13 protein-coding genes are annotated in these 14,910 nt (G+C 37.9%); 7 read left to right on the top strand and 6 right to left on the bottom strand.

Features of this window, described 5'->3' with window-relative positions; all coding sequences use genetic code 11:
• Positions 1-12: 12 nt before the first annotated feature.
• The gene (gene argC, locus FIU87_RS10630) at positions 13-1,050 is read right to left on the bottom strand and encodes an N-acetyl-gamma-glutamyl-phosphate reductase (RefSeq protein WP_152446509.1); all 1,038 of its coding nucleotides are present in this window, start codon (positions 1,048-1,050) and stop codon (positions 13-15) included.
• A gap of 322 nt (positions 1,051-1,372) precedes the next feature.
• Here argC and FIU87_RS10635 point away from each other — a divergent pair, with 322 nt between their 5' ends.
• The 5 genes from FIU87_RS10635 to FIU87_RS10655 all read left to right on the top strand — a co-directional run bounded on the left by FIU87_RS10635 (position 1,373) and on the right by FIU87_RS10655 (position 8,016).
• Positions 1,373-2,356 carry a Gfo/Idh/MocA family protein gene (locus FIU87_RS10635; RefSeq protein ID WP_152444573.1) on the top strand — a complete coding sequence of 328 codons (984 nt, stop codon included), beginning with the start codon at positions 1,373-1,375 and terminating at the stop codon, positions 2,354-2,356.
• A 341-nt stretch (positions 2,357-2,697) separates the two neighbouring features.
• Positions 2,698-3,513 carry a hypothetical protein gene (locus tag FIU87_RS10640; RefSeq protein WP_152444574.1) on the top strand — a complete coding sequence of 272 codons (816 nt, stop codon included), beginning with the start codon at positions 2,698-2,700 and terminating at the stop codon, positions 3,511-3,513.
• Between the two features lie 356 nt (positions 3,514-3,869).
• A complete protein-coding gene (locus tag FIU87_RS10645) occupies positions 3,870-5,510 on the top strand; it encodes an AMP-binding protein (RefSeq protein ID WP_152444575.1) in 1,641 nt (546 codons plus the stop codon).
• A gap of 127 nt (positions 5,511-5,637) precedes the next feature.
• Positions 5,638-6,873, top strand: a complete 1,236-nt coding sequence (locus FIU87_RS10650) for an MFS transporter (RefSeq protein ID WP_152446510.1) — start codon at positions 5,638-5,640, stop codon at positions 6,871-6,873.
• Between the two features lie 75 nt (positions 6,874-6,948).
• Positions 6,949-8,016, top strand: coding sequence for a DUF3900 domain-containing protein (locus FIU87_RS10655; protein ID WP_152446511.1), 1,068 nt, complete (start codon positions 6,949-6,951; stop codon positions 8,014-8,016).
• 256 nt (positions 8,017-8,272) lie between these two features.
• On the opposite strand, the gene FIU87_RS10660 is transcribed toward FIU87_RS10655, so the two are convergent.
• The 5 genes from FIU87_RS10660 to recQ all read right to left on the bottom strand — a co-directional run bounded on the left by FIU87_RS10660 (position 8,273) and on the right by recQ (position 12,669).
• Positions 8,273-8,662 (bottom strand): VOC family protein, encoded by a 390-nt coding sequence (locus FIU87_RS10660; RefSeq protein WP_152444576.1) that lies wholly within the window; start codon positions 8,660-8,662, stop codon positions 8,273-8,275.
• Positions 8,663-8,684: 22 nt separating this feature from the next.
• On the bottom strand, positions 8,685-9,872 hold the full coding sequence (locus FIU87_RS10665) for a DHH family phosphoesterase (RefSeq protein ID WP_152444577.1): 1,188 nt from the start codon (positions 9,870-9,872) through the stop codon (positions 8,685-8,687).
• 18 nt (positions 9,873-9,890) lie between these two features.
• A complete protein-coding gene (gene msrA, locus FIU87_RS10670) occupies positions 9,891-10,436 on the bottom strand; it encodes a peptide-methionine (S)-S-oxide reductase MsrA (RefSeq protein ID WP_152444578.1) in 546 nt (181 codons plus the stop codon).
• A 110-nt stretch (positions 10,437-10,546) separates the two neighbouring features.
• Positions 10,547-10,816, bottom strand: coding sequence for a hypothetical protein (locus FIU87_RS10675; protein WP_152444579.1), 270 nt, complete (start codon positions 10,814-10,816; stop codon positions 10,547-10,549).
• 62 nt (positions 10,817-10,878) lie between these two features.
• Complete coding sequence (gene recQ / locus FIU87_RS10680; protein ID WP_152444580.1) at positions 10,879-12,669, bottom strand: DNA helicase RecQ; 1,791 nt, start codon at positions 12,667-12,669, stop codon at positions 10,879-10,881.
• A 267-nt stretch (positions 12,670-12,936) separates the two neighbouring features.
• Here recQ and adh point away from each other — a divergent pair, with 267 nt between their 5' ends.
• Both adh and FIU87_RS10690 read left to right on the top strand, forming a co-directional pair.
• Positions 12,937-14,457: an aldehyde dehydrogenase gene (gene adh / locus FIU87_RS10685; protein WP_152444581.1), complete on the top strand. Its 1,521-nt coding sequence runs from the start codon at positions 12,937-12,939 to the stop codon at positions 14,455-14,457.
• A gap of 1 nt (position 14,458) precedes the next feature.
• Positions 14,459-14,788: a DUF779 domain-containing protein gene (locus tag FIU87_RS10690; protein ID WP_152444582.1), complete on the top strand. Its 330-nt coding sequence runs from the start codon at positions 14,459-14,461 to the stop codon at positions 14,786-14,788.
• Positions 14,789-14,910: the final 122 nt, after the last annotated feature.

Below are 14,910 nucleotides of genomic sequence, written 5' to 3' on the forward strand. Positions count from 1 at the left end.
TTGCACCTCCCTTTATGGATAAACCGGGGTCATTTGTAATCCTGTATGCTCTTCCCAGCCTTTCATAATGTTCATATTTTGTACCGCCTGACCGGAGGCACCCTTCATTACATTATCAATAACAGAAACAATCATCAGTCGGTTTGTTCGTGTGTCTACTTTTAACCCAATATCGCAATAATTGGAGCCATACACTTCCTTTGTTGCTGGAAAGTGATCTTCTTTCCGAATCCGGACAAAGTATTGGTTCTTATAAAAATCTTGATACAAATCAAGCAATTCCATAGAGGTTACAGTTTCCTTTAAATCAGCATAAATGGTGCACATCAACCCTCTCGACATCGGAATCAAATGCGTCGAAAATGTCATTTTCACCATCTCTCCTGAAAGAGATTGCAACACCTGTTCCATTTCTGGAATATGTTGATGTTTACCTAATTTGTATGCTTTAACATTTTCATTCACTTCACAATAATGAGTTCCCAAGGTCGCTTTTCTACCTGCTCCAGTTACACCAGATTTTCCATCCACAATGATGGAATTCAACTTAATTTTTTGATGTTTGATGACCGGTGCAAGCCCTAGTAACGTCGCAGTCGGATAACAACCAGGATTAGCTATGATGGACGATTTCTTAATTTGTTCTTTGTTAATTTCCGGTAAACCATAAGCTGCTTTAGCCAAAATAGAATTTGGTGTAGATGAATATTTATACCATTTTTCGTATAATTCAGCATGTTTCAATCGGTGGTCTCCTGACAAATCAACTACTGGAATTTTTGCTTCTAAAAAAACTGGTATCCATTCCTTCGCTACTCCTGCAGGTGTGGCAAAAAAGAAGAAATCCGCTTTCTCTTTTAGGTTTTCCATCGTCATTTCATCCATTTTTTCCTCTACAATCCCTTGTAAATGAGGATATTGTTCTGTAACCATTTTTCCGCTTGACGAATGTGAAGCAAGAAATGATATTTCTGTTTGAGGATGCTGTGATAAAATCCTAATAAGTTCCACTCCACTATAACCATTGGCTCCAATTATTCCCACCTTCAATACTTTCATCCCCTCCATGGATTAATAATATGAATTATTATAACTACTTATGAATAAAAATACAATAACAAATGATGAATTTTTTATCGTTTTCTGAACAAACTGTTATCTTGCATTATTAATGAAGAAATGCTATATTTATTTGGCGATGAGCTGAATTGTGTAAGTCGATGAACACGCTATTTGAGCAAGGCATGAATGTGGTCATGCTGTTCATCGCCTCAATACGCAAGAAGGCACCTACCTCAGGTGCCTTCTTTTTTTATATTCCTATTCATTTCTGCTATACTTTCTTCATTATGATAGAAAGAGGGAAACGATAATGATACGTTTTGGAATTATCGGTACGAATTGGATTACCGAAGCATTTATTGAAGCTGCAAAGGAAATAAATGAATTCAAGTTAACGGCAGTTTATTCTAGAAATAGCGAAACCGCAGCTAGCTTTGCTGAAAAACATGGTGCAGAACATATATTTACTAATCTTGAGGATTTCACCTCAAGTGAACATATGGATGCCGTATATATTGCAAGTCCAAACTCTCTTCATGCCCAACAAGCGATCTCCTGCATGGAAGCAGGGAAGCATGTGATTTGTGAAAAACCCCTTGCTTCTAACACACAAGAAGTCACTGCCATGATAGAAGCTGCAAAAAGACATGATGTTATATTTATGGAAGCAATGAAAACGATTTACCTGCCAAACTTTCTTGCCATCAAAGCTAATCTTCACAAAATTGGAAAAGTAAGAAAGTATATTGCTAGCTATTGTCAATATTCTTCTAGGTACGATAAATTTAAGGAAGGAACAATTCTTAATGCCTTTAAACCGGAGTTTTCAAATGGTGCATTAATGGACATTGGAGTGTATACCATTTTTCCAATGGTCGTTCTTTTTGGTATGCCGAAGAAGATACAAGCCACAAGTTATAAATTACATACCGGTGTGGATGGTCAAGGAAGCATTGTATTTCAATATGAAGAAATGGATGCGACTGTTCACTATTCAAAAATTGCAAATTCCCACCTTCCTTCCGAAATACAAGGGGAAAATGGCAGTATGATTATTGATAAAATTCACACCCCAGAGAATGTTAAAATCATCTATCGCAATGGGATGGAAGAAGATATTTCAGTTCCACAAAAAAGCAAGTCAATGTATTATGAAGCAAAAGAATTTATCCATGCTATTCAAAAAGGTAGCAAAAAAAGTGATTCTCTCTCCCACTCTTTAAATACAGCAACAATAATGGAAGATGTTAGAAAACAAACTGGGATTATCTATCCTGCAGATAACCAAAAATAGTAGAAAAAAACTCCCAGCTCATCTAAGCTGGGAGTTTGCTTTGTCCTACTTCTTTCTAATTTTTATTGGTAACGATCCTCTTATCGTCCCATCTCTAAAAAAGTTTTTGCCTCTGGCTTTATTAAACCCATCTTACACCCCACCTATACACACCTACAAAACCAATAAAAGAAGAAAATCACTGTGATTTTCTTCTTTTGTTGCTGCAGTAATATACCCCACTTCTCGCTAAAAAATGATAGACAAATGCCTAGTTTTCCTAAATCCATAGGCAAAGTGGAGTTTTTTTCATACCATACATTAGCACACAAAAAATAATGACGTCAAAAAGGAGTTTGTCTATGGAATTTCACAATTACAATATTCCTGCAGAACCTAGAATATTTATGAATACTCACGCTATCTCATCTAATCAGCAGGAGTATCGTAAAAACTATCTATCAGCCATTTTAGAAGAACAATCAGAAATTAACAAAACTGTGTCTTCCTCTGTTGATGAGATGAAAGAGAATTTTAACGAAAATTTTGATACACAGGAGAAACATTTTGTACAGCTATTGGAAATCATTCAATTACAAGAAACGAAAAGTGATGAGATAAAAGAAAATATTTTATCCAATGAAGCAATAGTAGAGCAAAAAATTGAAAGTCTACACGTGTTAATTAATGAGCAAATCAGCCTTGAATTACAAAGTAGATTAGATAAATTGGAAACTATTTTCGCAGAAGAAAAGCTGTTAAGCCAAGCAACGATCGATCAACTAGCATGTCAGGAAAATTTAACACGAAGCATCAGCTCCAGACTAGAAAATTATGAGGAGTTGTATAAAGATATACGCGCAAAAATATCAGACCAAGAGCTTTTGTTTAAGCGGATTAATGAAAAGTTAGAAATTCAAGAAATGTTTCATCAGTCTGTAATGGAACGATTAGCTCATCAGGATGAAGTAGCACAAAACATGACTAAACAGCTGGAAATTCTGAAGAAAAACCTCATGGAAAAAGTGGAATCTGCTATTACCTCTATCGATACAAAATACAAACAAACCCTTCATTATTTTAGTGGGATTTTTGGACTGCAAGAACGTGTTATTCAAAAACAACCTACTTCTAATGAAAAAATAAATGAAGAAAAAGTAGAAGTTGAACAGAAGTAGCACTATGCTAGCTTCTGTTTTTTTAGTCTTTTGGGATATCTGGAACAAAAATTAGGAGCGTCCAGCTTCATGCGCCTGCGACTAGCAAAGCGGGCGCATTGCGCTTTTGAATTTTAGGATACTCATGGTAGCAGCGTCCAGCTCCATGCGCCAGCGACTAGCAAACTTCCCTCGCCTCCTTACGATAAGGCAACACGAAAAAGCTTTCGCTCTTCGTGTTTTCTATATCTCATACGGCTCAGTCCAGTTTGTACGTCGCAAAGCGGGCGCATTGCGCTTTTGAATTTTTAATTGATTTTTCTGAAGATTCATTCTAATATACTAATAGAATATGATAAAAATTGGAGGTTGGTAACATGGCAACACTTATACATAAAACCATTGGACAATTGTTAGATGAAACCACCGACCGATATCCAGATAAAGATGCCGTTGTTTATGTAGAAAACAATTTACGGTATTCTTACCGGGCTTTTCAAGAAATTTGTAATCAAGTTGCGAAAGGTCTTATGAGTTTAGGGATAAAAAAAGGGGATCATATTGCGGTATGGGCGGCAAATAAACCCGAATGGGTCATCACGCAGTTTGCAAGTGCCAAGATTGGCGCAGTGCTTGTCACCGTGAACACAAGCTATCAAACAAAAGAGCTAGAATATTTATTACGTCAATCGGATTCCACTACGCTTTTACTGATGGATGAATTTAAAGGTGTAAGTTACTTGGATATGATTTATTCTCTATGTCCAGAACTAAAAGAAATGGCCCAAGGACAAATGCATTCTGAAAAGCTACCCATGCTAAAAAATATTATCTACATGGGGTCTGAACAACACCCAGGAATGTATAATTGGGATTTCCTCCTAACAAACGGCACAGGGATTTCCGACGAGGAGCTTATTCAAAGACAAAAACAAACTTCACCAGATGAAGTCATTAATATGCAATACACTTCCGGTACGACCGGATTTCCAAAGGGTGTAATGCTAACACATTCTAATATTATTAACAATGCGCTTAATGTGGCTGAATGTCAAAATATCACATCAGAAGACAAAATTTGTATCCCTGTCCCCTTCTTCCATTGTTTTGGATGTGTAATGGGTACACTCGCTGCAGTTGCAACTGGTGCCACCATGGTGCCTATTACAGTCTTTGATCCCCTTCTTGTGTTAAAAGCGGTAGAACAAGAGCAATGTACATCACTATATGGGGTTCCAACGATGTTTATTGCAGAATTAAACCATCCAGACTTTTCAAATTATGACCTATCAAGCCTAAGAACAGGCATCATGGCTGGCTCTCCGTGTCCTACAGAAATAATGAAAAAAGTCGTAAATGATATGGGTGCAAAAGAGATAACGATTGCTTATGGTCAAACAGAAGCATCCCCTGTGATTACACAAACAAGGCCAAATGATTCCATTGAAAGACGTGTATCCACTGTTGGACGGGCATTAGATAATGTTGAAGTAAAGGTAATAGACCCTGTCACAGGAGACACCGTTCCTCATGGCGTTCAGGGTGAATTGTGTACAAGAGGGTACCTAGTTATGAAAGGCTATTATAAGATGCCAGATCAAACGAATGATACGCTTGATGCTGAAGGCTGGCTTCATACAGGGGATCTTGCAACGATGGATGTAAAAGGGTATGTAGTCATAACAGGAAGACTAAAGGATATGATAATTAGAGGTGGAGAAAATATTTATCCCCGTGAAATTGAGGAATTTCTCTATACCCATCCGAAAGTATTTGATGTGCAGGTGGTTGGTGTTCCGGATGAAAGATTTGGTGAACAGGTTGCCGCATTTATAAAAGTTAAACCTGGGGAAACCCTGTCTGGCGAAGAAATTAAAGCTTATTGCAATGGAAACATCTCTAAATTTAAAATTCCTTATTATATTGAAATTGTAGAAGAATACCCAATGACTGCGTCTGGTAAAATCCAGAAATTTAAATTGCGAGAGCATGCTGTAAAAACTTTAGTAACTCCTTGATCATTTGTGGAAGGGCTGAGTAGGCCCTTCCTTTTATATAATAATATTTCGACTCTCGAAAAAAATCCCACAACCCTTCCTCTTTCGTGCTATCATAGTGCTATCGAAAAATAAAGGAGTTCAAATGATGCAGGCACAAAAACTTTCCCTCTCTGCAACACAAGAAAAATCTCAAACGGTTTATCCTATCCTTATAGTCATTGGCATTGCCCACCTTCTGAATGATGCACTACAATCAGTGGTCCCTGCTTTATTTCCAGTGCTTCAGCAATCCATGGGTTTAACTTTTACTCAATTAGGACTTATCGCATTTGCTTTGAATGCAACTTCTTCTTTGATTCAGCCTGTTGTAGGTATTTATACAGATAAAAAGCCCTCCCCTTATGCCTTGCCTATTGGACTTACCTTATCTTTGTTTGGAATCGTCGGGCTAGCATTGGCTCCATCATTTTGGATTATTTTACTTTCTGTCCTATTTATCGGACTTGGCTCTGCAGCTTTCCACCCAGAAGGTTCTCGGGTTGCTTATATGGCTGCAGGAAACCGCAGAGGACTCGCACAATCCATTTATCAGGTTGGTGGAAACTCGGGGCAAGCATTAGCTCCCTTAATGGCAGCCTTCATTCTATTGCCACTAGGTCAGATAGGGGCGTTATGGTTTACGCTTGTAGCAGCCGCTGCTGTTTTCCTTCTCCTTTTCATCGCAGCTTGGTACAAACAACAAGTGTTAAAAAGTAAGCCAGTTAAAAAAGTTGTTGCAATAAAATCAAATGAGAAATCCACTGTTACGCATAAACAAGTGATTATTTTTTCCATTAGCCTTTTGGTGTTTCTCGTGTTTGCTCGTTCTTGGTTTCATGCTGGAATCACAAATTTTTATGCATTTTATGCCATAGAACAATACGGTCTACCGATTGCAGATTCACAGATTTATATTTTTGTATTTTTAGGTGCTGGAGCAATAGGAACCTTTTTTGGAGGACCGCTTGCTGATCGATTTGGTAAAAGGGTTGTGATATCGTTATCCATGCTAGGCTCTGCTCCCCTTGCATTATTACTCCCATTTGTAGGCCCGAGTTTTTCCTATGTGTTGATGGCGGTCATTGGATTTATTATTTTGTCTAGCTTTTCCGTGACAGTTGTATATGCGCAAGAGCTTGTTCCAGGAAGAATTGGATTAGTATCAGGATTAATTGTTGGTTTGGCATTTGGAATGGGTGCAGTTGGTTCAGTGGCACTCGGTGTATTAGCTGACTGGATTGGGCTAAAAAATACGATCTTTTTTACCGTTTGTCTACCAATGATAGGACTCCTCACCTTCCTATTGCCCTCGGATAGAAAAATTAGAGAAATGAATAGCTAACATTGACCTACATCCATCCCCTATCTATACTTAGATAGGTAGAAAAATAGATTATATTGAAGTATGGTGAAAACAATGGATTTTGATATTAAGTCTCTTGCGTTTTATGTTATTGAAATAGAAGGCAGTGGAGATAATGCAAAAAAACAGTTCAAGCAAATGTCTGTGTTAGATGAAGCGATGTATGAAGAAAGTGCGCTTAAAGATTTTCTTGATGGTGAACTGATGAAAATATCGAAAAGAAAAGTAGATAGACATCCCAAAAACGAACAGGTTCCTACAAAGATAGGTCGGTTTATGGTGGAACAAGGCTATGATTTAGGCTCCAACCCAAATTATAATTTATTTCAAAGAATCCGTTTGGCAGAAAGTGTAGAGGATTTTTCAAAAGCTTGTGATGAGGTAGCCGCTACTTATACGGATACAACTGCTGTTCGAGGTGGAGTGCTTTTAGTTGCTAAGGCAAAACTAAACAAATATTTCGATGAGCCGTTTGTATTTATCCTAAAATGTGATTTTGAGCAAAAGGTTGCCTCTATTACAGACCAAAAAACCTTGATTCGTAATGTTCAAATGGCCATTACAACGAAAAACATGAAGTCTATTCAATACCCTTTTATGCCAGAGGAAGGCATGGTGGAAGAAGGGGAAGTAAAAATCCATCAGTCCTCTCACTCACGTTATTTTGAGGATTTTTTGAAATATGTAGAATATGGCGAATCCATGCCTGAAATTATCAAACATCAGGTGATGGGAATGGTGCATCAAGAGCTTTCTGAGACCTATTTGGAGGAAAGTGAAGAAAAGGAAAAAATGGAACAAGCCATGGAAGCGTGGGCAACCTCTCCAAAAAGAGAATTACAGGAACGCTGGAGCGATGAACAAGTTATTGAAGCTTCAGCAAGCCTAGTAGAAGAAACGCCTGACATTGAGCTGAAGTTTAAGCTTGATCACCTATCAGTTAAAGGTCTTTTAGCAGACTTTGGCGAGAATGTTCATATTGCAAAAATAAACAACCGCTATGTTGTACTTTTAGAAGGAGACTTTCTTCAATTCGAGAAAAATGTCTCCCCTGTAGAAATGCTAAAACCTTCAGATTTAAAAATGGTATTGGAACGTTTGAATAAAAAATATATAGACTAAGATGAAGCCACAACCGTAATGAACACGGGCGATGAATAAAAGTCATCTCTTAAAGAGAAAATAGGAACAAATCGTTTCTAAGAGGTGACTTTTTTGGATTGGTTGTCCATCGTACGCTATATATGTTCCTTCACGGGTATCATCTGCCTAGGATTCACGTATAAGCATATGTTGAAAAGCTCACGTGCCAAAGCAAAAGAAATGAACAAGCAATAATCTAAAACGGGCGGTGTTCGTAGGAACACTGCCCGTTTTATTAGTTGTTTCGTTCAAATAATTCAATCCACTCTCCGTCTGGTCCACTAAAAAAGATATATTTTGCACCATTAGGCAAGGTTGTAATTTCCGATTCTATAAAAGTGACATCTTGCTTTTTTAGTCGCTCGTATTCGGTTTCAATACAATCTACGGTGAGCGCTAAATGATGGACTTTTCCTTCAGTAGGAAGCTGGTCATTATATCCTTGAATCAACTCTAACTCTGTTTCGCCTTCTTCACTAAATCCTAAAAATGCAAGCTTAATTTCCCCGTTTGGATGGTCTAACTTTCCTTTGAGTGTAAACCCAACAATATTTGTGTAAAAATCAATAGAAGCTTCGATGTCTTTGACCATCACACCAACATGTTCTAATCTTTTAATCGCCATTTACATTCTCTCCTAATTCATTTTACATATTTTTAAGCCTTCGAATATTCTCCACTAGGAAATTGACATAGTCTTCGTCTTTCACTAGCCAAGCAGCATGATTTCTTTTTACAAACTTTTCTGCATCATGAAAAGTAGAAAATGAATGCTCCAATAGTTTCCCTTTATTTTCGATCTGCCAAGAACCGTCATTTTTTGGACTAAGAAAGAATGATCCTTTATCTTTTGAATCAAAAAGAACACCATTGGGTGATTCTTTAATATTGAATACGTTTTTCTGTGCATCCTGCTTTAATGGTTCTAATGGAAAAGCTTCTGCTACGAAGCTTTTATAGGCTTCTTCATTTAACTGACAGCCGGAAGCTTTAGCATGGCCTCCCCCATCATACTTCGCTGCCACTTTCGATACATCCACATCATCATGGATAGTTCTTAAACTAATTCGTTTACTACCCATGCTTATCATTGCAATATAATCGAGATGAGCATTTTCTTTTCCTAACGTATTCCCAACCTCAGATAAAAACTGTTCTGCGTGAATAATTCCTACCCAATGCTCTCCTACTGGCTTTTGAATAATCTCACGTCGTTTTTTACGAAGATATCTCTCAAGCTTTTGCTCTTCCATCTCTAAGATTTGTGATTCAAAATCATCAAAATCAAAACGGTCCGCTTTTTTAAGCTTATCAAGCATCCTTGCTTCAAAATCATCAATAGATATCATATAGAGAAGATCATTAAGCTTTTTAGCTTTTATATTATTGTTTTTGTCCCATTCCCACGTATCATATTGTCTGATGAGTTCAACGGCTTCATCTAATGAGGGAGACCTTGAGAGTAAATTTTGTTCTATTAAATATTCATAAAACAATGAAGTAGCACTAGTCAATCTTCCGTCATCATATTCCACTGTAACCGATGCCCAACTAAATTCGTTCAAATGTAACGCAGTTTTATGATGATCAATAAACTGTGCAAAGCCGCCAGCTTTAACAAATTCATCAATTTTTATTGCATTATCATCATTCACAGAAAGATCAGTTATGTATAATTGATTTTCCTTCGTTACTTCTTCCATGAAATCAGCAACCTGATAATTCAAGCTACCAACGGAATTGTAGTGAACTTTCACCTTGTCACCGAAGGCTACCTTTGCAACGATACCGCAGCCTACTCCGTCCAAATCGTTATGTGTAAACAAATGAATCAAATGATGACCTCCCTTCTTTTACTTTGTATATTCTTCTCCCCAAAACTCTTTTATATGAGCATCTCGCCCAGACTCTTCTCTTTCTTGTTTATATTTCTCTGGATTCTTTTTATAAAACTTCTGATGATATTCCTCTGCTACATAAAACGTGCTGGCTGGTTTAATAGCTGTCACGATTGGTTTATTGAACCTTCCGCTAGAAGCAACCTCTTCTTTTGATTTTTCTGCAAGCTTTCTTTGTTCTTCCGTATGGTAAAAAATTGCCGTGCGATATTGTGGTCCACGGTCAAAAAATTGTCCCCCATCATCAGTAGGATCGATTTGTGGCCAATATAGCTCTAGTAATTTTTCATAAGGAAACAAAGAGGGATCATATGTAATTTGGACTGCTTCATAATGACCTGAGGTTCCTTGTTTAATTTCTTCATATTTCGGATTGATGATGTCTCCCCCTGTATAACCAGATTCAATGTTGATAATACCAGGTAGTTCATCAAATGGCTTTACCATGCACCAAAAGCAGCCTCCTGCAAATGTTGCAAATTCATGTTTTTTTAACGTCATCGCTCTACCCCTTTACTATGTATATGTGAAGGAATTTTACACTAAAAAACCCTCTGTGACAATTACTACGCTTCATACGAAAAGCAAGCCAATACCGGCTTGCTTCTTTGTTATTGCATTTTTTTGTTGTAATAATCTACAGAGTATTGTGCGCCTTCACTTACCATGCTATTGTCTTCGATGTCTTGTGGATCTGGATTTCCTGCTTTTTCAATGGGAAGGTCCGTACTTCTGTATTTCATTGGGATGAGCTTGTATTTTGCTTTCTTTGTGAATGCGGAAAGTTTTTCTCTATATGGTTTATATGCTAGTAATCCTGCGCCGGTTAAGCTTGCTACTCCTGCAATCAATAGTGGCTTTTTCATTTGACGTGTATTCATGATTAACGCCTCCATTATTATTGATTCATTGCTTGGAGGTATTATTCCCCTCGTAAAAATATCTAAACCTCGGCTTGGGATTTGGACTTTTTGACATATTCATTTATTGCTTCAAGAAAAAGGGCACCATATTTTTCTACTTTTTGTTCTCCGACTCCTTTTACTTCAAGAAAAGCTGTTTTATCAAGCGGTACGTCCTTGCACATTTCCTTGAGTGTTTTGTCTGAAAAAATGATATATGGGGGAACCTGTTCTTCTTTCGACAGTTTTAGACGGAGTGCTCTTAACACTTCAAACATCTCATTGTTCTCAACAATGGCCTGAACCTGTTCTTTCCTTTTAATGATTACTTTTTCCTCACCCTTCAGTACAGGCACAATTCTTTTTCCAAGTTTAACAATTGGATATTGCCCCTCTGTCAAAAACAAATAGCCTTCCGCAATGAGAATGTTGATTGTGTCCACCAGTTCTTTTTCCGTAGAGGAGCTCATTAGACCATAGGTTGGCAGTTTGTCAAAGCGGAATTGTTGTATTCTTTTATCCTTTGACCCTTTTAGAACTTTTGCAACAAGAGAGGCTCCAAATCTCTCGTTCATTCTGTGAATACAGCTGAAGATTTTTTGAGCTTCAAGCGTAATATCCTGCTCTGAGAATTCGTTTGAGCAATTACTGCATCTTCCGCAAGTTTCATTTGTCTCCTCACCAAAATAGTGCACAATATAGGATTGTAAACAACGCTGGGTATAACAATAATCCATCATTGCCTGCAGTTTTTGGTATTCCTGCTTTCTTCTTTCAGGTGAACCGACACTCTCCTCTATTAGAAATTTTTGAATTTGAATATCTCTTGCATTAAAAAGGAGAATACACTCGCTTTTTTCTCCATCCCTGCCTGCACGTCCAGCCTCTTGATAGTATGCTTCTACATTTTTAGGCATATTGTAATGAACAACAAACCGGACGTTGCTTTTGTCTATCCCCATCCCAAAAGCATTCGTGGCAACCATCAATTTTGTTCGATCATAAAGAAAATCCTCTTGATAGAGCAATCGTTCTTCTTCTGATAATCCCGCATGATATTTTCCAATTTGATACCCTTTTTTACTAAGATTACGTTGAATTTGATCTACTTCTTTTCTTGTAGTGGCATAAATAATTCCTGCTTCTTCTTTATTGGCTTGGAGGAACCTTTCTAGATATGCATCTTTATTCTGTCCACGTAACACAGAAAAGGATAAGTTATCACGAGTGAATCCTGTCACATAAGTATTTTCCTCCTTAATCATAAGGAGTTGCTGGATATCAGAAATTACCTGTCTAGTAGCAGTGGCAGTGAATGCTGCGACAACAGGATTACCGGGGATTCGTTTTGTAAATAAGCCAACTTCTCTATAGCTTGGCCGGAAGTCATGCCCCCATTGTGACATACAGTGAGCCTCATCTATGGCAATAAGAGATACGGATAATTTCTCTAGAATCTCTCTCATATCATAGGAATCTAGTCTTTCTGGAGCTATGTAAAGTATTTTCGTTTGCCTGCTGAGCACCTGCTCCATTCTTTCACGGATTTCCCCACCATTTAAGGAGCTGTTTATAAACGTGGCTGAAATTCCTAAATCATTTAATGCATCCACTTGATCTTTCATCAGAGAAATTAGTGGGGAAATGACAATGGTTAGTCCTTCTGACATCAGTGCAGGAATTTGATAACAGATGGATTTTCCACCACCAGTTGGCATCACTCCTAGAGTATTGCGATTGTTTAAAATGCTCTCGATGATGTTTTTTTGCCCTTCCCTGAAATCTTCGTAACCAAAATAAGATTGTAATAGTTTTTTTCCTTGTTCATACATGTGAAATACACCTCTTCTACATCGTATCATTTGTAAGGGAATTGTTTTTGGGGGGATTTTAGTAGGTTTATAACAGTAACAGTCTATCTTATAATTTTATACTCTGCAAACAGGAAAAGCCTGTTTTCTCCTATCATTCTGCGTATCATTTGCGTTTTATTATCAGAATGTTTACAATTTACCTTACAATAGGTTGTCTTATTTTTCTTTATGTATGCGCTTACATATTTATCAGCCTATTAATTGAATTTTAAAGGAGGATTTTTCATGATCTATGCAAACCCTGGTGAAAAAGATTCAAAGGTTACTTTTAAGAGCCGGTATGAAAACTATATCGGCGGAGAATGGGTAGCACCAGTAAAGGGAGAGTATTTTGAAAATGTAACTCCAGTAACAGGACAGGTTTTTTGTGAAATTGCTCGTTCTTCTTCAGAAGATATTGAACTCGCATTAGATGCTGCCCATAAGGCAAAAAAAGCTTGGGGCCAAACGTCTGTTGCCGAAAGAGGAAATATCTTAAATAAAATTGCCGATCGTATGGAAGATAATTTAGAAATGCTTGCTGTGGCGGAAACCTGGGAAAATGGGAAGCCTGTCAGAGAAACGATGGCGGCTGATTTACCTCTTGCTATTGATCACTTTCGTTATTTTGCAGGGTGTATCCGTTCACAGGAGGGTTCGATAGGAGAAATTGATAATGATACCATCGCCTATCATTTCCAAGAACCATTAGGAGTAGTTGGTCAAATTATCCCTTGGAACTTTCCATTATTAATGGCTACTTGGAAGCTGGCTCCCGCACTTGCAGCTGGAAACTGCGTAGTTTTAAAACCTGCTGAACAAACACCTTCATCCATTATGGTTTTAATCGAATTGATTGGGGATCTCCTTCCTCCTGGAGTATTAAATATCGTAAATGGTTTTGGCGTGGAGGCTGGAAAACCTCTCGCTTCAAGTGATAGAATTGCTAAAATTGCGTTCACTGGTGAGACCACTACCGGTCGACTCATCATGCAATATGCTTCCCAAAATATTATTCCTGTTACGTTAGAGCTTGGTGGAAAATCTCCTAACATCTTTTTTGAGGATGTATTAAACCAAGATGACGACTTCTTTGATAAAGCGGTGGAAGGCTTCGTTATGTTTGCACTTAACCAAGGTGAGGTTTGTACGTGCCCTTCCCGAGCGCTAATTCAAGAATCAATCTATGATAAATTCATGGAACGTGCCTTAGAGCGTGTTGCTCAAATCAAACAAGGAAATCCTTTAGATTCTGAAACAATGATTGGTGCACAGGCATCCTCTGAGCAATTAGAAAAAATTCTTTCCTACCTTGATATTGGAAAACAAGAAGGTGCTGAACTTCTTGCTGGTGGGGAGCGAAATATGCTTGAAGGTGATCTTGCGAGTGGGTATTATGTCAAACCAACTGTTTTCAAGGGTGATAATAAAATGAGAATCTTCCAAGAGGAGATTTTTGGTCCAGTTGTATCTGTGACAACCTTCAAAACTCCGGAAGAAGCTTTAGAAATCGCCAACAATACGCTATATGGACTTGGCGCCGGCGTATGGACAAGAGATGTGAACACGGCTTATCGCTTTGGACGTCAAATTGAAGCAGGACGCGTTTGGACAAACTGCTATCACGCATACCCTGCCAATGCAGCATTTGGTGGCTATAAGATGAGTGGGATTGGTAGAGAAAATCACAAAATGATGCTATCACATTATCAGCAAACGAAAAACCTGCTTGTGAGCTACAGTCCTCAAAAACTAGGATTCTTTTAAGATGGAAAAGGTTCTTGCAACTGATTCAGCACTAGGACTTATTGAAAAGCTTCAAAAGAGGCATGGTCCAGTTCTGTTTCACCAATCGGGCGGATGTTGTGATGGAAGCTCTCCTATGTGCTATCCAAAAGATGAATTCATGATTGGAGATTCTGATGTTCTTCTTGGTGAAATCGGAAACGCCCCCTTTTATATGAACAAGAAACAATATGAGTATTGGAAACATACCCAGCTCATTATTGATGTTGTAAATGGCAGAGGTGGGATGTTCTCTCTTGAAGGTCCGGAAGGTGTAAGGTTCCTTACACGCTCAAAGATTTTACCAAAATGATTATCGTGGTTCATTAAATTACAGAACGTAAGGGAGAATCATCTATTCCCCTTACGTTTTTTTGTTCCCTTACTGTTAATTAGCGCAAAAAAACAAGACTCCTACACCACCGAGCCATTTTG

The organism is Bacillus sp. THAF10 (assembly GCF_009363695.1).
Classification (GTDB): Bacteria; Bacillota; Bacilli; order Bacillales; family Bacillaceae_I; genus Sutcliffiella_A.